Source organism: Couchioplanes caeruleus, from assembly GCF_023499255.1.
In the GTDB taxonomy this organism is placed as follows: domain Bacteria; phylum Actinomycetota; class Actinomycetes; order Mycobacteriales; family Micromonosporaceae; genus Actinoplanes; species Actinoplanes caeruleus_A.
The window spans coordinates 252422-272078 of record NZ_CP092183.1 but is presented as its reverse complement, the minus strand read 5'-3'; the positions used below and the strand labels follow the sequence as shown (position 1 = coordinate 272078).

Here is a 19657-nt window from a genome sequence, read left to right as displayed (position 1 = left end):
AGCGCTCACCCGTGCAGCCTATGGTCGCCGCCGCCGATCTGCTCCACCGTATGGACGAGGATCGGGCCGAGGACCGCGAGCCCGTCCCGGGCGCCGCCGGTGGAGCCGGGCAGGTTGACGACCAGCGTGCGACCGGCCACCCCGGCCAGGCCCCGGGACAGCGCGGCGGCGGGCACCTTGTCCCGGCTGTACGCGCGGATCGCCTCCGCGATGCCGGGCACCTCGAAGTCGAGCAGCGGCCGGGTCGCCTCGGGTGTGCGGTCGGTGGGCGTGACCCCGGTGCCGCCGCTGGTCAGCACGACGTGCACGCCGTCGGCCACGGCCGTACGCAGCGCCTCCGCGACCGGCTCACCGTCGGGAACCACGACCGGCGCGGGATCCACCTCGCAGCCGAGGTCGCGCAGGCCGGCGACGAGCAGGGGGCCGCTGGTGTCCTCGTACACGCCGGCGGCGGCCCGGTTGGAGGCGACGATCACCCGCGCGCGGATCACGGACGGTCCTCCGGGCGTACCCAATCCCCGGTCTTGCCGCCCTCTTTGCGCAGGACACGGACGGCCTCGACGCTGGCAGCGGGGTCGACGGCCTTGACCATGTCGATCAGGGCGAGCCCGGCGGTCGCGACCGCGGTGAGCGCCTCCATCTCCACGCCGGTGCGGTCGGCGGTCCTCGTGGTGGCGACGATGTCGACGCCGGTGTCCGTCACGGTGAGGTCGACGGTGACGCCGTGCAGGGCGATGGGGTGGCACAGCGGGACGAGGTCCGGGGTCTTCTTCGCGCCCATGATGCCGGCGAGCCGGGCCACCGCCAGGGCGTCACCCTTGGGCAGGCCGTCGCCGCGCAGCAGGGCCACGACCTCGCCGGTGGTCACCAGCCGGCCGGCGGCGATGGCCCGCCGGGCGGAGATGTCCTTGGCGGACACGTCCACCATGCGGGCGGCGCCGGCGGCGTCGACATGAGTCATTTTCGCTGCGTTCGTCACATCGGCCAGGGTATCGCCGGCCCCGATGGTCTTGGAATTCGCCGCGCCCGGCAATGGCGGATAGTCAGCATCCCTCCACTTTCCGTAGCGATTTCAAGACGCAATCCGTTCTACGCGACGAATTGATCCGTACACCGACCACCGGATTAGTCCGGACGACCGGAGTCGTCGTACATTCAACCCGCTCTGCGCGAGTAGCAGCAGGTGATCCACTGTTTATCAGTACCAGAACGGGGCATATCGCCGCTGCACAGCGTCATTGCATGGTCACGGATTCGGTACAAAAGGTGTTATGCTCGCATTTTGTGAAACGAGCGACAAATCATTCTTCCGTTGCCGGCGTTCTTTTCCTAACCTCGTGCCAGAGAACGGAACCGGCGGCAGTCAAGTCGATTAGATCGCCGGCTTGGGAAGTAATGAACGACTCCATTCACGAAAAGCGAGGTGCGAGATGCGTGACTTCGACTGGAGCTGACTTCACGGGTGTCGGATCGCTACCGACCGACGACGGGCCATTGACAGACAGTGCGGGCAACGAGGGACCATGGGGACATGGGGAGCCCGCGGTGAACGACGCGAGGACCGACAAGCGGCTTGAGCTGTATGTCGGTCTAGTCGCGTTGGTGGGGCTCGGTTGCCTCACCACCTCCGTGACCTCCGCGACCGGTGTCCCAGCGGGCAAGCTCCTGTTCCTCGCCGCGCTGACGGTCATCATCGGCTTCGCCAGCGGCCCCCTCATCAAGCTGCGTATCCGCTCCGAAAGCCGGGTCTTCGCGGCGACCTCGGCCTCCATCCTGCTGGCCATCGCGACCGTGCCCCTGCCCTGGGTGGTCATCAGCACGGCGCTCGGTGTGCTGGCGTCCAAGATGGTCATCAAGCAGCCGATCAAAATCGTGTACAACGTGGCGAAGGACGTCGTCGCCGCCACGGCCGCCGCTTCGGTCGCCTTCTTCATCGGGGTGCGCCCCGCACCGGACCTCGACATCCGGGTGGGTTCGCTCCCGGTGCTCATCCTCGGCCTGACGGCGGCGGCGGTCGCTTACGCCGTCGTGGACGATCTGCTGGGCAAGACGGTGATGGCCCTCGCGACGCGTACGCCGTGGCGCCAGGTCGCCCGTCAGAACCTGGACGTGGCCGTCCGTATCCGGGTCGTCAACGTCGTCCTGGCCTTGCTCACCTTCCTGGTCATCACGCAGGAGCCACTGCTGATCATGACCATGGTGCCCACGGTGATCGCGCTGCAGCTGGTCGCCAAGAACAAGATTCGCCAGCGCTCCGACCAGGAGGCGTGGCACCGCCTCGCCAGCACGACCGACCGGCTGAACGTCACCGATCTGACCTCCGTCCTGCACGCCGCGGTCACCCTCGCACCGGACCTCTTCTCCGCCGACGAGGCGGAGATCCAGCTTGATGACGTGGCCGAGCCGGGATTGGTCCGCGGCTCCGCCGGACGCCTGAGCTACGACGGGCCGTTGGCCGATTCGCCGCAGGCCGAGAGCTGGACGATCGAGGCCGGACTGGACAACCCGGACGGCCGCTTCGGGGTTCTCCGGCTGCGGTTCCGCAAGCCCGTGAAGCTCAACGAGTCCGAACAGTACAAGCTGCAGACCTTCGCCTCCTCGCTGAGCACCGCGATCGGCAACGCGCGGGCGTACGCCGAGCTCAAGCGGATCAACGCCGAGAACGCGTACGCCGCCTCCCACGATCCGCTGACCGGGCTGGCCAACCGTCGTGAGCTGCTCGACCAGGCCACCCGCACCTTCGGCCGGCGCACAGCCGACGGCATGTTCGCGATGCTGCTGATCGACCTCAACCACTTCAAAGAGGTCAACGACACCCTCGGCCACACCGCGGGCGACGACGTGCTCCGCGAGGTCGCGCACCGGCTGGAGAACGCCGCCCGTCCCGGCGACCTGGTGGCCCGGCTCGGCGGCGACGAGTTCGCCGTGCTGCTCACCGGCCTGCCGGCCCCGGCGGTCGCCACCCACCGGGCCACGGACCTGCTCGCCTCCCTCGAGCCGCCGATAGAGGTCGACGGCATGCAGCTCACCGTCGAGGCCGCCGGCGGTATCGCGCTGGCGCCCGGCAGCGGCGGCGTCCAGGAGCTGATGCGCCGCGCCGACGTGGCCATGTACGAGGCGAAACGCGGTGGCCGCCGCACGGCGACGTACGCGCACTCCCGCGACACCGCGGACATCGGCCGGCTCGTGCTCGGCGGCGAGCTGACCCGGGCGGTGACCCGGCGCGAGTTCGTCGTCGACTTCCAGCCGATCGCCGATCTCAGCAGCGGCGAGGTGGTCTCCGCCGAGGCCATCGCCCGCTGGCACCACCCCCAGCACACCGACCTCACCCCGCTGCAGTTCCTCGAGACCGTCGAACGTTCCGGCCACCTGCCCGCCTTCGCCGACGCCGTCCTGGAGAAGTCCCTGACCGCGGTCGGTACGTGGCGCGAGGCGGGCTTCGACCTCTCCGTCGCCGTCAACGTGTCGCCGCGGAGCCTGCTCGACCCCACCTTCCCGGCCGGCGTCCTCGACCGGCTCGCGGCGCTCGGCGTACCGCCCGACCGGCTCGTGCTCGAGCTGGCCGAGTCCCTGACGCTCAGCCAGCTCGAAGTCGTCGACCGCGCGCTGCGCGAGCTGCGCGACGCCGGCGTGAAGCTGGTCCTCGACGACTTCGGCACCGGCGTGTCGTCGCTGCCCGTGCTGTCCCGCATCCCGGTGCACCAACTCAAGATCGATCGCGATCTGGTGGTGGCGGTGGAGACGTCTGCGGAGGCCGCCGCGGTCATCCGCTCGACGGTCGACCTTGCCCGCAGCCTGCACCTCACCGTCATCGCGGAGGGCGTCGAGAGCGAGCCGCAGCGGCACGCTCTCTGGGAGATCGGCTGCGTCGCCGGCCAGGGCCACCTCTTCGCGCGCCCGATGGCGGCGGCACGCTTCCTGGCCGCCCTGCAGCGCGGCTCCGGCGGCCGGCCCGGGGCGCTCGCCGAGCCGCTGCACACCACCGGTTCGGTCGTCCGCATGCCACGTCGCCGGCCACCGAGAAGGTCTCTGCCACACTTGCCCGCGTGAGGTTGCCGGCGCAGACCACCCGGGCCGGGGACGGTCCGGACACCCCGCGGCGGGCCGGCCCCGTGGCGCGGCTCGACCGGGCCGCCGGCGGCCTGGTCGCGGACGTGGCGCTCTACGGGCTCTCGGCCGCCTTCGCCCTGGTCACCGCACTTACCTCCACCCTCCTGCCGCACCGTGCGTGGGGTGCGGTCGCCGCGTGGACCTACCTCGCCGCGTGCCTCGTGGCCGGTGCTCAGCTGCTCCTGCGCCGGCCGGCCCACCGGATGACTCTGACGTGGGTGGCATGGGCCGGTGTCGCGCTGCTGCCGCTCGTCATGCAGGCGGTGCAGCGTGCGGGCGGGCGCGCCGACCGGGCCCAGGAGGAAGTGCTCGTGGTCGAGCACATGGGCCAGCGGCTCGCCGACACCGGAACGCCCTATCTCGGGCCGGAGGCGATCAGCGCGCTGCCGCCGGGGGAGCAGTTGCTGGGCTATGCCCCGTACCAGCCGGGAATGGCCGTTTTCGGTCTGCCCCGCGCCGCCTTCGGCGACGTCTGGTGGACGGACGCGCGGGTCTGGTTCGCGCTGGTCACGGCCGGTGCGCTGGTCGCGGCCGTCCGCCTGCTGCGCTCCCATCCGGTACGGGCGGTCCAGTTCGCCACCGTGTTCCCCATCTGCGCCCTGACGCTGGCCACGGGTGGAGACGACCTGCCCGTGCTGGCCCTGTCCCTGCTGGCGCTGGCGTGCTGCGCGTCCGGCCGGTTCACCGCCGCCGGCCTGGCCATCGGGGTGGCCGCGGCGCTCAAGCTCTTCGCCCTGCCGGTGCTGGCCGTGCTGCTGGTGCTGGCGTACACCTCGGGCAACCTGCGCCGCTTCGCGCCTCTCGCTCTCGGCGTACCCCTCATCGCCCTGCTTCCCGCCGCCGTCGACAGCGACGCCTTCGCCGAGAACGTGATCCGCTTCCCGCTCGGGCACGGCCTCGTCACCAGCCCGGCCCAGTCCCCGTTCCCCGGCTATCTGATCACCCAGGCGGTTCCGGGCGGCCGCTACGTCGCGGCGGCCCTGCTGGTGGCGGCCGCTCTGGCGATCGCGGTGCTGCTCGTCCGCCGTCCGCCGCGCACGGCCGCGACCGCCGCGCTCTTCTGCGGGTACGGCCTGCTCGCCGCGATCCTGCTCATGCCGACCACCCGGTTCGGCTATCTGCTGTACCCGCTGGCGTTGCTGGTGTGGTCCCCGGCGCTGCGACCCGCGGGTCCTCAGCAGACCCACAGCTACGAGCGCACCACGCCGTGACCCGGGCTTGTACCGTTTGTGACATGCAGATGACCTGTCCCAAGTGCCACGGCGAGATGCGGGTGTACGAGCGCAGCGGCGTCACGGTCGACCAGTGCACCGAGTGCCGCGGAATCTTCCTGGACCGCGGTGAGCTGGAGAAGCTCTTCGAGGCAGAGGCCAACTGGAACAGCCGTCAGGCGGCCCCGGCGACGCCCCCGCGCCCGGCGCAGGCCCCCGGCGGGTACGCCCCGCCGCCCCCGCCGCCCCCGGGTGGTGGCTACGCCGCGCCGCCCCCGCCGCAGCCGGGATACGGCCAGCCCGCCTACCCGCCGGCCGCGGCCGCGTACGGAGCCCCGCAGTACGGCCACGGCGGCGGCTACCACGGCCACTACCGGCACGGGCACGGCGGATATCACGGGCACTACCGGCGTCGGAAGAGCTTCCTGGGCGAGCTCTTCGACTGAGGTGTCGCTCCGCGGTGCGCGCCGGCGACACGGCCGTGCGCGCATCGCGGGCACCTCGGAGTGTGATGCCGTCTTGGGCATCGGAACCGTTGGCTGAGCCCGGCGGGCCGCCGTCAGCTCCCCGCCGAGGTCGAGCCGAACGGCTGACCTCGTCAGACGATCGCCATGTCGACGAAGCGGGACAGGTGAAGCTGCGCCGCCACCGTCACCGTGTCGGTCGGGCCGTTTCGGTGCTTCGCCACGATGAAGTCCGCCTCGCCCGCCCGCGGCGACTCCTTGTCGTAGTAGTCGTCGCGGTGCAGGAGCAGCACCACGTCGGCGTCCTGCTCGATCGAGCCTGACTCACGCAGGTCGGACAGCTGCGGGCGCTTGTCCGTACGCTGCTCCGGGCCTCGGTTCAGCTGGCTCACCGCGATCACCGGGCACTCGATCTCCTTGGCCAGCAGCTTGAGGCCTCGGGACAGCTCGGAGACCTCCTGCTGGCGGCTCTCCGTCTTCTTCGGTGACGTCATGAGCTGGAGGTAGTCGATCACCAGGAGCTTGAGGTTGTGGCGCTGTTTGAGGCGCCGGGCCTTCGCGCGGATCTCCATGAGGTTCATGCTCGGGGTGTCGTCGACGAAGATCGGCGCCTCACTGATCTCGCCCATCCGGCGGGCGAGCTTGGTCCAGTCGTCATCGGAGAGCTGACCGGAGCGCAGCGAGTGCAGCGGTACGCGCGCCTCCGCGGAGAGCAGACGCATCACCATCTCGATCTTGCTCATTTCGAGGGAGAAGATGGCGCTGGCGCAGTTGGACCGGATCGCCGCGTTGCGGGCGAAGTCCATGCTCACGGTCGACTTGCCGAGACCGGGACGCCCAGCCACGATGATCAGCTGGCCGGGGTGCAGGCCGTTGAGGAGCCGGTCCAGGTCGGCGAAGCCGGTGGGTACGCCGGTCATCATGCCGCCCGACGCGCCGACGGCCTCGATCTCGTCGAGGGTCGGCTGCAGCATGTCGCCCAGCGTGGCGAAGTCCTCGCTGACCCGGTTCTCGGTGACGTCGTAGATGGCCTGCTGAGCCAGGTCGACGATGTCGTCCACGTCCCGGCCGCCGTGGCCGTTCGCGCCGTACCCGAGCTGCACGATCTTCGTGCCCGCCTCGACCAGCCGGCGCAGCACGGCCCGCTCGGAGACGATCCGCGCGTAGTACGCGGCGTTGGCCGCGGTGGGCACGCTCTCGATGAGGGTGTGCAGATACGGCACCCCGCCGATGCGCTGCAGGTCACCGGAGTCGGCCAGCGCCGCCGCGACCGTGACGCCGTCGGCCGGCTCTCCGCGCCCGTACAGGTCGAGGATGATCTCGAAGATCGTCGCGTGCACCGGACGGTAGAAGTCGTGGGTCTTCAGGATCTCCACGACGTCGGCGATGGCGTCCTTGGACAGCAGCATGCCGCCGAGCACGCTCTGCTCGGCGGCGATGTCCTGTGGCGGCGTCTTGTCGAAGCCGCCGTCGGCCGGGGGTCCGCCACCACCGGGAGGGCGCCCGCCACCGGCCGGTCGCCCGCCGCCGGGCGACTGCTGCCGGGACTCCGGCCGTGCGTCATCGGTGATCGACACTCCGACCTCCCCCTCCTCGTGTGCAGCGTCCGGCCCGGCGCCGTGGTGCCACGCCGAGCGCGACCCCACGTGCAGCGCCAAGCTCAGCGCCGTCCTGCAACGCCAAGCTCAGCGCCGTCCTGCAACGCCGCGCGCGGCCTCGCGTTCAGCGCCGAGCTCGCCGCCATGGTGCAACGCCCGGCTCGCCCCGTCGTGGTGCAACGCCGGGCTCGGCGTCGCGTGCCTGCGGCGCCCGGTCCACCCGACCCGGGCCGCGCAAACCGACCCACCCTGCGCCTCCTGAGTCGATCAAACAACCCCGGTACGACACTTTCGGGTGAGCGCGCCCACCGACGGGTGATCCATCCCACCGAACCGCCCGAAACGTCGCTTGGCGCGGACCGGGTCGGCCCTGAGGCGTGATCCGGCGCGGGTAACCATACGAAGCTGCACGTCATCGGCCCAAGCAGGCCGGTGGACGAGCCTCGGGACAAGTTGTGGACAATGCCCCCGAACCTGTGTGCAGCCCTGTGCACAGCCTGTGTACAACGCTTGGGGATGCTGCCCGGCGTACCCCGGTGACCTGGGTTTTTGATGTCCCCAGCGTGTGGAGGGAATAAAAAGGTGCGGCCCGTGACGAAGCCATCGCCCCAGGGCGTTGCAGATCCGGGGAACGCACGTCACGCTTTTCAGGTGGACCAACGGGAGTGGGACTACGGCGCCCGCCTGCCGCGGGAGAGGAGCGCCGCGGAGCCCTGGTCCACCCGTGAGAGCCCGGAAAGTCCCGATTCCTCCCAAATCGTCGAGCCCGGCGCGCCCGTGTGGGGCACCGGATCGGTCGCAGACACCGGCAGCATGCAGCCGATTCCGGAGGCCGTCGCCTGGTCGTTGCGCGCCGAGGCGTGGGCGCAGAACGAGGACCAGGCGGTCGAGCGGTCCGGATCCGGCACGGTCAGCCGCTGGTCCGACGTCGCCGCGACCGGTCGGCCGCCGATTCCCGCCGACGGCGTCGGATGGCGTACGTCGACAGCGGAGTGGCGGTCCACCGACAGCGCCCGCTGGCGTCAGACGACCGAATGGCGCTCCGCGTCCGGCACGCACGGATGGCGCACGACGACCGAGGCGTGGCAGTCGGGCGACGCCAACGGCTTCGTCCCGCCGGTCGAGCCGCCCACCCGGCTCCCGGCGATCTCCGGCACCGCCTGGCCGACTCCCGAGTCGGGCGACCCGCCCACGCCGAGCTGGCAGCAGCCCTCCACCCCCGACGACACTCCCGGCTGGCGACGCGACCGGTCCGCCCCGGAGGCAAGCCCGTCCTGGCAGCAGCGACCGGCCGACGCCGCTCCGAGCTGGCAGCAGCCCGCCGACGCCGCACGGAGCTGGCAGCAGCCCGCCGACGCCACGCCGAGCTGGCAGCAGCGACCGGCCGACGCCGCACCGCCGTGGGAGCGTCCCGCCGACCCGACGCCGTCGTGGCAGCGCGCCGAGGACCCGCCGCCCACCTGGCAGCAACGACCCGCCGACGCCGCCCCGAGCTGGCAGCGACCGGCGGACCCGGCGCCGACCTGGCAGCAGCGGCCCGCCGACGCGGCTCCGGCCTGGCAGCAGCAGCCCGCAGACGCCACGCCGAGCTGGCAGCAGCGGCCCGCCGACGCGGCGCCGAGCTGGCAGGCCGCCGAGGACCGCCCGTCGTGGCAGCAGTTCGCCGCGCCGTCCGCCACACCGCCGACCCCGCCCCCTCCCACGCCCACCTGGCAACAGCCGGCCGACGCGCCGCGCCCGTCGTGGGACGGCCGGCCGAGCTGGCAGCAGTTCACCGACACCGGCCGCTCGTCCCGGCGGGAGAACGGTACGAGCCGGGAGGCGCCCGCGGACCGGCCGGCAGAAAGCTCGCCCGGCTGGCAAGATCCGCAGCCGCCGACCGCGTACACCGGGACCCGGTCGGCGCCGGGCACCTTCGACGACGGCCGCCACCTCGTCCGGGAGGACGACCGCGCGCAGTGGCGTCGCCAGAGCGGGTTCGACGACGGGTCACGCCAGGTGGGTCGCCGGCGGGCCGCCGAGCCCGGTTCCCGTACGAGCGGAGGCACCGGCTGGACGGTCCATTCGGACGCCGACAACTGGGCCGGGCACACCGACACCGGCAGCATCCCGGCGTTCCAGGACCCGGTCGCGGACAGTCCCAGCTGGCGCCGCGACGCCGACGACCAGCCGGACAGCTGGCGGACCACCTCGACCACGAACAGCTGGCAGAGCAGCGCCCCGACGACCGGCAGCCGCCGTGGCGTGGACGAGACGGGCACCGGCTGGCGTGCTCAGGACCCCGACCGCGACGGACGGCGCTCCGCCGAGCCGCCGGCCGACAGTTGGCGCAGCGGCGACCAGACCCGCGACGGACGGCGTGACACCGGCTCCTGGCGGCGCGACCCCGAGCCGGGCCCCGCCTCGGACCCGTGGGCGCAGAGCGCGTCGGAGACCGGCGTCATCCCGCTGCCGCTGCAGCCCCGCGAGCGCGACGGTGGCGGCTGGCAGAGCCGTACGGACACCGGCTCCTGGCAGCGCGACACCGGCACCCGGCCGGGCGACGGCGGCCGGCGCAGCCGGGCCGACCGTACGGACACCGGCTCCTGGCAGCGGGAGATCGAATCCGGCGCGCGGTCGGAGCCCGGCTCCTGGCAGCGCGACGACGACGACCCGGACACGGGTACGCGGCAGCGCGGCGGCCGCCGCAGCTCGTGGCAGCCCGACGACGAGGCGCGTACGGACAGCCGCTCCGACACCGGCTCCTGGCGGCGCGACGACGAACCGCGCGGCCGCACCGACACCGGCTCCTGGCAGCGTGAGGCGGAAGGCACCCGCGGACGCCGTGCCGCCCGCCCGCGCGGCCCGGAAACGCAACGCGAGCCCCGTCGCGGCCTGGACGCCCAGCGCGGCGCCGGCATTCCGCGACGCGAGGGGCCGGCGGCGTACGCCCGCAGGCGCGAGCCCGACACCAGCTGGACCCGCGAGCTCGAGTCCGGCGCCTGGCACCGCGACCCGGAGTCGGACGTCTGGCTGCGCGACAGCGACACCGGCCAGTGGCATCGCGCCGAGGTCGAGGACGACGAAGACGACGAGGACGACCGGGACGACGACGGACGACCCCGCCGCGGCCCCCGGTCCCGTACGCGCGACGACGTCCCGGGCGGCCCGCTCGAGCTCGAGAGCGGCGAGCCCCGCCGCCGCCGCCGCACTGAAGACGACGACCGTCCCGGCTCAGCTCCCCAGGGCGGTGGCCGCCCGGGCGTGGGCCGCCGGCGCGCCCCGGAAGGCCCGCTGCAGCTCGGCGCCGCCCCCGAGACACCGCTCGACCCGGAGGTCTACCGCCGGGACGGCGACGCCGCCACCCGGCCGATCCTGGGCGGTCGCCGCGAGCTCGAACCCGGACCGGCCGCCTGGCAACGCGACGCGGGGCCGGCCGACCGCCCGAACACCGCCCCCACCGACCGTCCCGTCTCGGCGGCACCGGGCGGCTGGGACGTGGCGGCGGCACCGGGCGGCTGGGACGTGGCGGCGGATCGTCCGGTCTCCGCCGTACCCGATGACCGTCCCGTGTCCGCGGCACCCACGGCCTGGCAGCAGGACCGCCGAGAGCCACCACCCGTCTCGTCCCCGCCCGCCGGCCCGGCCACGCAGCCCGGATACGGCCAGGCCGCCGTACGCCCGGTGTCGTCGCAGCCAGGTCCCGGCCAGACACCGGCCCGCCCGGTGTCCTCCACGCCCACCCGTCCGGTGTCCTCCCAGCCCGGCGCATGGCGGCCCGAGGCGCAGGCGGCGGCCCGCACGGACTCCTGGCGCAGCCAGATGCGCGCCGAGGACGGCATCGCCGCAGGACCCGCACCCACCGAACCGGCCGCACGCACCGACGCGTGGCGCAGCCAGATGCGCGCCGAGAGCGGCCTCGCGGCAGACCCGGCCCCCGGCGAGGCGGCCGCACGCACCGACGCGTGGCGCAGCCAGATGCGCGCTGAGGACGGCATCGCCGCAGGTCCCGCCCCCGGCGAAGCGGCCACGGAGATCCGTCCGGCCGCCGAAGCCGCACCCTGGCAGCAGCGCGGCCGCGAGCAGACGGCCCCCTACCGTGAGGCCGGCACGGCCGACTGGCGGCGCGAACTCAAGGAGTCCAGCGACCTCGCCGACGGCGAATCCAGGCGCTTCGGCACCAGCGACTTCGTCCCGTTCCGGCCCCCGTCGAAGAACGGCGCCTCCGCGTCGGTCAAGGTGCCGGCCGCCAACTCGGCCTCCGCGAGCGCCACCGAGATCATCCGTACGGGCGCCAGCTGGCAGGACCCGCCGGACACGGAATGGCCGCCCCGCGGCGCCGTCATGACCTCCCCGGCGGGCACGTACGAACGCCGCCCGGTGAGCACCCTCTCGTCGGCGGCGGCACGCCAGAACGACCTCCTCGAACCCGAGGAGGAGCTCGAGGAGGACACGGGCGGCCCCCTGGCGGCGGTCGGCTACACCGTTGTCTGGTACGGCGTACCGGTCGTGCTGTTCGTCCTGTACATGCTGGTCCTCAACGGCGCCCAGCAGGCACACGCCCTGAGCACCCTGGCCGCTGCGGCGCCGCAGTTCGGGCTCTCGCTGGTGCTGAGCATGCTGGTGGCGGTGGGGTTGCGCTGGGCGAGCGGATCGTGGAAGGCGGCCAGCGTGGGGCTGGCGGCGGCGGTGATGGGCGGCGGGCTGGCCACGGTGCTGACGTCGGCGATCACGGGCCAATCCCTCAGCTGACGAGCAAAAAACACGCCGACGCGTGGTGGGAGCGTAGGGAGCGCTACGCGAAGGTGGTGCGGAGCGCGGGTAACGCGGAGTGCGGGTAACGCGGAGTGCGAGAAGCGCCGTGCGGGACAGCGCGATGCGCGGGGATCGCGACGCGCGGGCAGCGCGGACCGTAGCGCAGCACCGCGGCGCGGGAACACAGCCCGGCGTTGACACGGGAGGGCAGCACGGCGCTGGGGCACGGCAGCGGCAGCCCCCGCGATGGCACGGAGCGGCAGCACCGCGCCGGCACAGGACCGGCAGCCCCCGCTGGCACCGGACCGGCAAACCCGCTTGCACGGGGAGCGACAGCCCCACGCTGGCACGGGGAGCGACAGCCCCAACGCTGGCACGGCAGCAGCACGGCGGGACGGCACGGGTCAGGCTCGCACGGCAACCGGTTCGCGTCGGTCCAACAGTTGGCGGGCGTCCAAGGCGAGCCCGCGGAGTGAGCCGGCGGGACAGGCTGGGTGTGCCACGGAGCGTGTCCCTGTCCGTGCACGCATCCGGCCCCGCTGCGGAAGGCTTCGCCTCTGGCGCCGTAACTGGATGAAAGACGGACCAGCGCAAAGCCGGACCCCGCGCAGAAGCAAACCCCGCGGGAAAGCCCCTGGAATGCGGAAAGCGCGCCACCCGGCTGGGTGGCGCGCTTTCGTGGCGCGGTCTTACTTGGCGGCGACGACGTTCACGGGGAACGCCGCGGTCACCTCGGGGTGGAGCTTGACCTGGACCTTGTACGAGCCCGTGGTCTTGATGTGGCCGGGCAGCTCGAGGCGGCGCCGGTCGAGGGACGGGCCGCCGGCGGCCTTGACCGCGTCGACGATCTCCGCCGGGGTGATCGAGCCGAACAGGCGGCCGCCGTTGCCGGAACGGGCCGACAGCGTGACCTTGAGGCCCTCGAGCTGGCCCTTGACCTCGTTGGCCTGGCCCAGGTCGCGGATCTCGCGGGCGTCGCGGGCCCGCTTGATGACCGTGACCTGCTTCTCGGCGCCCTTGCTCCACCGGATCGCGAAGCCCTGCGGCAGCAGGTAGTTGCGGCCGTAGCCGTCCTTGACCTCGACGATGTCGCCGGGGGTGCCGAGGCCCGACACCTCCTGGGTGAGGATGATCTTCATTGTCGTGCCTCCCCTCAGCGAGCCGTCGCGGTGTACGGCAGGAGCGCCATCTCGCGGGCGTTCTTGACCGCGCGGGCGATCTGCCGCTGCTGCTGGGAGGTCACGCCGGTGACCCGCCGAGCGCGGATCTTGCCGCGGTCCGAGATGAACTTCCGCAGCAGGGCGGTGTCCTTGTAGTCGATGTAGGTGATCCCGTCCTTGTCGAGCGGGTTCACCTTCTTCTTCGGCTTGCGCAGTGCCGCAGCCTTGGCCATTGCTCTAACTCCTGAACTCAAGAAAGCCCGTTGCGGGGCTTAGAAGGGAGGCTCGTCGTCGAAAGAGGAGCTGCCGCCGCCGGAGCGGCTGTTTCCGGCAGGTGCCGCCGTCGCCCACGGGTCGTCGAACGAGGAGGAGTTGCCGCCTCCACCGCCGCCGCCACCGCTGCTGGGCTGCCGGCTGCCACCACCGCCGCCGCCACCGAAGCCGCCTCCGCCGCCACCGGACCGGTTCATCTTCTGCACCTTCGCCGTGGCGTAGCGCAGGGACGGGCCGATCTCGTCGACCTCGAGCTCGTAGACGGTGCGCTTCTCGCCCTCGCGGGTCTCGTAAGACCGCTGGCGCAGCCGGCCCTGCACGATCACCCGAGCGCCACGCTGTAGCGACTCGGCGACGTGCTCGGCGGCGTCACGCCAGATGTTGCATGCGAGGAAGAGTGGCTCGCCGTCTTTCCACTCGCCCGATTGCCGATCCAAGGTCCGCGGCGTCGAGGCGATGCGGAACTTGGCGACCGCCGCACCCGAAGGGGTGAAGCGCAGCTCAGGGTCGTCGGTCAGGTTGCCGACGACCGTGATGGTGGTTTCTCCTGCCATGATCTTCTCCTCGCCGCTTCTCTCGTTCGCGCACAGGCTCTCAGAGCCCTACGACAAAAACGAGGGTCAGCGGGTCTCCGGCCGGATGACCTTGGTACGCAGGATGGACTCGTTGAGCCGCAGCTGACGGTCCAGCTCCGCCACGGCCTCGGGCGTCGCCTGCAGGTCCACGACGGCGTAGATGCCCTCGGACTTCTTGTTGATCTCGAACGAGAGCCGGCGACGGCCCCAGACGTCGAGCTTCTCGACCGAGCCGCCCGCGGTCCTGATCACGTTCAGGTACTGGTCGAGCGACGGGGCGACGGTGCGCTCCTCGAGCGAGGGGTCGAGGATCACCATGAGTTCGTAATGACGCAAGACGTTCTCACCTCCTGTGGGCTTAGCGGCCACGGTCTCTCCGTGGCAGGAGGTCTTGTGTCGATCGCAGAAAGAAACCGCGGGCACTGTCTCCCACGGCGAGTCACTGCGAACCGAGCCAGCATACCCGCGCCGAGCTGGGCAACCAAAAAGAGAGCCCCGTCTGAGCGACGGGGCTCTCCTCGTGGAGCCGCGGGGCGTCCGGTCCGCATTCGCTGGGTGGGACCTGGGGAGGAACGACCACACCGATGAGGTTGGAACGGCCGCCCCGCGGAGCTTCTGGGCGACAGTCTACGCCATGTTTGTCCGTGATGCACGTTGCGACACGATTGCCCGAATTGCCCCTGTCGCGACGCCGACCACGCAGATACACGCAATCACCGTGAGCAAGCCGAGCGGCTTGGAGTCGGCCATCGGCTCCATCGCCGCGACCGGCTCCGCCGCGGCCATCTGGGTCGCCGGTCCGGCCGGTTGGGCCGCCGTCGCCTGCGTCGCGGTCGACGACAGATCCACCGTGGGTACGCCCGCGAGCACCTTCTTGTCCTCGCCCGGCGGCATCCCCGAGAACGCGGGAACGTTCGCTCCCGTCGTACCCGTGGTCGTCCGGGTCCTGGAACGCGACACCGCGCCGCCCTGCGGCATGGCCTGATTCCCTCGCCCGCGAGTCACGATCACCGTGTCGGGCGACTTGCCCGCCGGCGCGGTGGCCGGCCCCGGCCTCGACGGACGCTGCGGCGGAGTCGTCGCCGGGCCGGACCCCGGCGCGGAGGCACCGCCGCTCGAAGTGGCGGGCGACGTCGGCCCCGGCGGGGTGGAGGTCGCCCCGTCGGTACCGCCGGTCGGAGGCACAGGAGTCGGATCCGGCGTCGCGGACGGGGACGGCGTGGCAGTGACGAGCACCGGCGTCGCGCGATCGGCGACGGCACAGTTGGGGTTGAGCGTGACGGCGGTCGTACCCCTGCGGAACACGACCTCGGTGGACCCGTCGTCCGGAATGGACCCCTTCGAGTCGCCGTTCAGCATCAGGTTGGCATGCCGCCCGGTGCGGTTGACCACCCGTACGGTGCTCTCCGCCGGCACGGTCATCGACCCCACCGAGGGAGTGGACTCGCACGACAGGCCGAGCATCCCGCCGCCGGCGAACACGACCTGGCGGCCACCTCCCTCGACCTGCTCGGCGTTCGCCGTACCCGTGGAGACGACCGCCGCGCCCAGCAGAAACCCGCCTACCACGATCGCCGTCACCCGGTGTCGGACTTGCCGCGACATGCCACCATCTCCCAATTCGTCGTGCAATCCTTCGATTAACGACGTCTTGTCCGGGCCGGTGACGCGGTCGGCGGCCCGGGGACGATGCGCCCGGGGCATTTCGACGACGCTTGACCGCCCGGCGGCGACGCGCCCGGCGGCCTGGCGGCGACGCGCCCGGCGGTCAGGCTGCGACGCTCGGCGACCTGGCAGCGATGCGCTCGGCGGCGTGACGACGGTTTGATGGCTACGCGCCCGGCGGCCCGGCGGCGACGCGCCCGGTGGCCCGGCGGCGACGCGCTCGGTGGCCCGGCGGCGACGCGCCCGGCGGCCCGGCGGCGACGGAAGGTGAGCGTCGTACCCGCGTCGTAGGCTCGGTCCATGCGCATCGGAGCCCATGTCGATCCCGCCGATCCCCTAGACGCAGCCGCCGCCCGCTGCGCCGACGCCGTCCAGTTCTTCCTGGCCGACCCGCAGGGCTGGAAGGCACCGGCGGCCCGGCCGGATGCCGAGGCGCTGCAAGCGTCCGACGTGGACGTCTACGTCCACGCGCCCTATGTGATCAACGTGGCGACGCTGAACAACCGCATCCGCATCCCGAGCCGGAAACTGCTGCTCACCCACGCCCGCGCGGCCGCCGCGATCGGCGCCCGCGGTTTGATCGTCCACGGTGGACACGTCAATGCGGGTGACGACGTCGCGGTCGGATTCGACAACTGGCGCAAGACCTTCGCGTACGCGGAGAAGGAGGGTGGCCTCCCGCTCCCCATCCTCATCGAGAACACCGCCGGTGGCGACAACGCCATGGCCCGCCGCTTCGACAACCTCGCCCGCCTCTGGGACGCGGTCGGCGAGTTCGGCGCGGGCTTCTGCCTCGACACGTGCCATGCCCACGCCGGCGGCGAGGAGCTCCTCGACATCGTCGACCGGGTCAAGGCCATCACCGGCCGCATCGACCTGATTCACGCCAACGACTCCAAGGACACCTTCGACTCGGGCCGAGACCGGCACGACAACCTCGGCAATGGCAAGATCGACCCTGAGTTGGTGGTGGCGGCCATCCGTGCGGCGGGCGCCCCGGCGATCGTCGAAACCCCCGGCGGCGCCGAGGGCCAGTCCGCCGACATCGCGTTGTTGCGCGCGAAGCTCTGAAGCGCGAGCGAACGGGCAGCTGAACCGGCGGCACGAGGGAGCGGAATGACGACCGAGCAGCCGCAGGTCGGCGCCCGGGATGGGTCCGGAGCAGGCGAAGCGGGCACGGCCGGAGCGACGGGCGTGCCAGGATCCGCAGCCGTGACGGGATCCGCCGGTGCCGTTGGCGAGCCGGACGCCGCGGAAATCCCGCCCGCCGCGGGACAGCCGAGTCCAGCCGCGGCGCAGGCCGGGGCCGCGGCCGGAAACCCGAGCGCCGCCGCCAGCCAGCCGAGCCCAGCCGCGGCGCAGGCTGCCGCCGGAAGGCCCGGCGTTGCCGCCGGTCAGCCCGGCCCGCCCGCGGCGCAGGCTGCCTCCGCTCAGCCGGGCGCCATCGACGCGCAGACCGCCCCCGCTCAGCCGGGCGCCGTCAGCGCGTCGATCTCGAACGAGGCGAAGCAGCCGAAGATCCGTCGGTGGGCGGGGTTGCGGCGCGGCCGCGCCGCCAAGGCGGGGGAGCGGACCGGCGCCAACCGCGGACTCCGGCCCGCCGTGCCGCCGCAACCCGCTCCGGCAGACCAGCCCGGTCCGGCGAACGGGCCTGGCACCCCGGGCTCATCCCCGGCGACTCCGCAGAAGAAGACCGCCGAACCGGGAACGGCGACGGACAAGCCCATCGACCCGGCCCAGCCCACCGCCGAGCCGCAGGACCAGACAGCCCCCACCGCCGAGCCGCAGAACCAGACAACCCAGCCCACCGCCGAGCCGGCCGAGTCGCAGAAGCAACCCGGCGAGCCCACCTCCAAGCAGGACGAGCCCCCCACCGGCCGCTTCCGCCGGCGCAAGCCCGCACTCCCCACGACCCGTCCGCCGGGCGCCCCGCCGGACCCCTGGACCGCCTTCGCGGAGACCACCGAGCGCCAGCCCGGCCGCCTCCGTCGCGCCCTGCGGGTGGCCGGCCGGGCGTTCATCCACGAGTACGCCCTGGTCGTCTACGGTTCGCTGCTGCTGGCCGTACTCCTGACGTGGCCCACGCTGCGCTATCCGCTGCACACCGTCCCGCAGGACACCTGGGATCCGTCGCGGCAGGCGTGGCAGGTGTCGTGGGCCGGTCATGTCCTGATCACCGAGCCCGCACGGCTGTGGCAGTCGAACGCGTTCTTCCCCGAGCGGTACAGCTTCGCGTTCGGGAGCAGCCTGCTCGGGTACGCGCCGGCCGGGATGCTCGGGGAGGGCCCGCTCGTCGCGACGCTGCGGTACAACATCCTGTTCGTGCTCGCGCACGCGTTGCTGGCCATCGGCGGGTATGCGCTCGTGCGGCAGCTCGGCGCCGGGCGGACCGGGGCGGTGGTCGGGGCGGTCGCGTTCGCGTACGCGCCGTGGCGGCTGGCGCAGGAGGGGCACCTCGACATCGTCTCCGCGGGGGCGATCCCGTTGGCGCTGGCGATGCTGGCGCGCGGGCACGGCTGGTCGCTGCGGTACGGGTTCCGCCCCGGCCGCCGGCACGCGGGATGGGCGGCGGCCGGCTGGGTGGTGGCGACGTGGCAGCTCAGCCTGGGGTTCCCGCTCGGGCTGCCGTTCGCGTACGTGCTGGCCGGCCTGATCCTGGTCGTCGGCTGTGCCGTGCTGGTGCGGAGGCTTCGGCGGCGGTCGCCCGTACCGGTGCTGGGGTGGCGCCTGCTCGTCACCGATCTGCTCGGCGCGCTGATCGTCGCGGGGGTCGGTGCGCTCATCGCCGTCCCGTACCTGCGCGTGCCGGACACCGGGCCGGCCGGCACGGAGATCGCGTTCTTCTCGCCACCCGTACGCAGCCTGTTGATCGGCCCCGCGGAGTCGCGCATCTGGGGCGCGCCGCACGCCGTGGCCCGGCAGTCGCTGGCGTGGCCGGCGGAGATGAGCCTGCTGCCCGGGTTCGTCCTGTACGCCCTCGCCCTCGTCGGGCTGGTCTTCTCGGTCTGGCGCATGTGGCAACGGCTGATCCTGCTGGCCGCCGTCCTGGTCAGCGCCGTGTTCACGCTGGGCACGACCTTCTTCGAAGGCCGCTGGACCTACCTCCCGCTCTTCGGCCATCTGCCGGGCTCTTTCGGCGTACGCATCCCCGGCCGGTTGATGCTGTGGGTGACCCTGTTCCTGGTGATCCTGGCTGCCGGCGCGGTCGCCGAGTTCGTGCGTCGCGCCGAGCACCTGGCCGCGTCCCGGATCCCGCCGTGGCCCGGGCCGTGGCTGCGGCTGGCGACGTTCGTACCGCTGCTCCTCGTCGTCGGCGAATCCTGGAACGCGACCGCGCACCCCGTGGTGCCGGAACAGCCGGCGGCGATGCGTACGGTGACCGGCCCGATGTTGGTCCTGCCCACGACGGCGCTGACCGATCAGACCGTCATGCTGTGGTCCACGACCCGCTTCCAGCAGCTGGCGAACGGCAGCGGCGGTTTCGCCGCCCGCCGCCAGGCCGAGCTACGCCGCTCGGTGGCCACGTTCCCGGACGCGACGAGCGTCCAGTACCTGCGCACGCAGGGCATCGGCACGGTCCTGCTGCTCCGCTCGCAGGCCGCGGGTACGTCGTGGGAGCGCGCGGGGGATCTGCCGGTCGACAGCCTCGGCATCACCCGCGAGGACCTCGACGAGAACTCGGTGCTGTTCCGCCTCAGCTGACAGCGGCACGGCGGCGAACCCGAAGCGCTCCACCGGCACGCGGCCGGCAAGCGCTGGCCGCACCGGGCCGGCAAGCGCTGGGCGCACCAGGCCGGCAAGCGCTGGGCGCACCAGCCCGGCAAGCGCTGGCCGCACCAGCCCGGCAAGCACTGAGCACCGGGCCGG

The 19657-nt window shown here is 72.6% G+C and carries 14 protein-coding genes; 6 read left to right on the top strand and 8 right to left on the bottom strand.

Annotation, left to right across the window (positions count from 1 at the left end):
* Nucleotides 1-5: 5 nt before the first annotated feature.
* Both COUCH_RS01235 and moaC read right to left on the bottom strand, forming a co-directional pair.
* Nucleotides 6-491: a MogA/MoaB family molybdenum cofactor biosynthesis protein gene (locus COUCH_RS01235; protein WP_249610276.1), complete on the bottom strand. Its 486-nt coding sequence runs from the start codon at nt 489-491 to the stop codon at nt 6-8.
* A complete protein-coding gene (gene moaC, locus COUCH_RS01230; RefSeq protein WP_430640868.1) occupies nt 488-961 on the bottom strand; it encodes a cyclic pyranopterin monophosphate synthase MoaC in 474 nt (157 codons plus the stop codon). Before moaC ends, COUCH_RS01235 begins: the two co-directional genes overlap by 4 nt.
* Before the next feature lie 584 nt (nt 962-1545).
* On the opposite strand from moaC, the gene COUCH_RS01225 reads away from it, so the two are divergent.
* Genes COUCH_RS01225 through COUCH_RS01215 form a run of 3 tightly spaced genes read left to right on the top strand, consistent with a single transcriptional unit; the run spans nt 1546 to nt 5767 of the window.
* Entirely contained in the window at nt 1546-4050 is a 2505-nt protein-coding gene (locus COUCH_RS01225) for a putative bifunctional diguanylate cyclase/phosphodiesterase (protein WP_430640867.1), read from the top strand.
* Entirely contained in the window at nt 4047-5321 is a 1275-nt protein-coding gene (locus COUCH_RS01220; protein ID WP_430640866.1) for a glycosyltransferase 87 family protein, read from the top strand. The genes COUCH_RS01225 and COUCH_RS01220 overlap by 4 nt, the downstream gene beginning before the upstream one ends.
* Nucleotides 5322-5344: 23 nt before the next feature.
* Nucleotides 5345-5767 carry a zf-TFIIB domain-containing protein gene (locus tag COUCH_RS01215; protein ID WP_249610273.1) on the top strand — a complete coding sequence of 141 codons (423 nt, stop codon included), beginning with the start codon at nt 5345-5347 and terminating at the stop codon, nt 5765-5767.
* Nucleotides 5768-5919: 152 nt separating this feature from the next.
* Here COUCH_RS01215 and dnaB read toward each other — a convergent pair whose 3' ends face one another.
* On the bottom strand, nt 5920-7362 hold the full coding sequence (dnaB, locus tag COUCH_RS01210; RefSeq protein ID WP_275980055.1) for a replicative DNA helicase: 1443 nt from the start codon (nt 7360-7362) through the stop codon (nt 5920-5922).
* A 672-nt stretch (nt 7363-8034) separates the two neighbouring features.
* Here dnaB and COUCH_RS01205 point away from each other — a divergent pair.
* Nucleotides 8035-12114 (top strand): hypothetical protein, encoded by a 4080-nt coding sequence (locus COUCH_RS01205; RefSeq protein WP_249610272.1) that lies wholly within the window; start codon nt 8035-8037, stop codon nt 12112-12114.
* A gap of 692 nt (nt 12115-12806) precedes the next feature.
* Here the strand turns inward: COUCH_RS01205 and rplI are convergent.
* The 5 genes from rplI to COUCH_RS01180 form a co-directional block, all read right to left on the bottom strand.
* A complete protein-coding gene (gene rplI / locus COUCH_RS01200; protein ID WP_249610271.1) occupies nt 12807-13256 on the bottom strand; it encodes a 50S ribosomal protein L9 in 450 nt (149 codons plus the stop codon).
* Between the two features lie 14 nt (nt 13257-13270).
* The gene (rpsR, locus tag COUCH_RS01195) at nt 13271-13510 is read right to left on the bottom strand and encodes a 30S ribosomal protein S18 (RefSeq protein WP_007073789.1); all 240 of its coding nucleotides are present in this window, start codon (nt 13508-13510) and stop codon (nt 13271-13273) included.
* 39 nt (nt 13511-13549) lie between these two features.
* Nucleotides 13550-14104: a single-stranded DNA-binding protein gene (locus COUCH_RS01190; protein WP_249610270.1), complete on the bottom strand. Its 555-nt coding sequence runs from the start codon at nt 14102-14104 to the stop codon at nt 13550-13552.
* 66 nt (nt 14105-14170) lie between these two features.
* Nucleotides 14171-14461, bottom strand: a complete 291-nt coding sequence (gene rpsF / locus COUCH_RS01185; RefSeq protein WP_067509699.1) for a 30S ribosomal protein S6 — start codon at nt 14459-14461, stop codon at nt 14171-14173.
* A gap of 291 nt (nt 14462-14752) precedes the next feature.
* On the bottom strand, nt 14753-15829 hold the full coding sequence (locus COUCH_RS01180; RefSeq protein ID WP_249610269.1) for a hypothetical protein: 1077 nt from the start codon (nt 15827-15829) through the stop codon (nt 14753-14755).
* A 261-nt stretch (nt 15830-16090) separates the two neighbouring features.
* On the opposite strand from COUCH_RS01180, the gene COUCH_RS01175 reads away from it, so the two are divergent.
* The gene (locus tag COUCH_RS01175; RefSeq protein WP_249610268.1) at nt 16091-16861 is read left to right on the top strand and encodes a deoxyribonuclease IV; all 771 of its coding nucleotides are present in this window, start codon (nt 16091-16093) and stop codon (nt 16859-16861) included.
* A gap of 531 nt (nt 16862-17392) precedes the next feature.
* Entirely contained in the window at nt 17393-19492 is a 2100-nt protein-coding gene (locus tag COUCH_RS01170; protein ID WP_430640951.1) for a hypothetical protein, read from the top strand.
* The last annotated feature ends 165 nt before the right edge of the window (nt 19493-19657 follow it).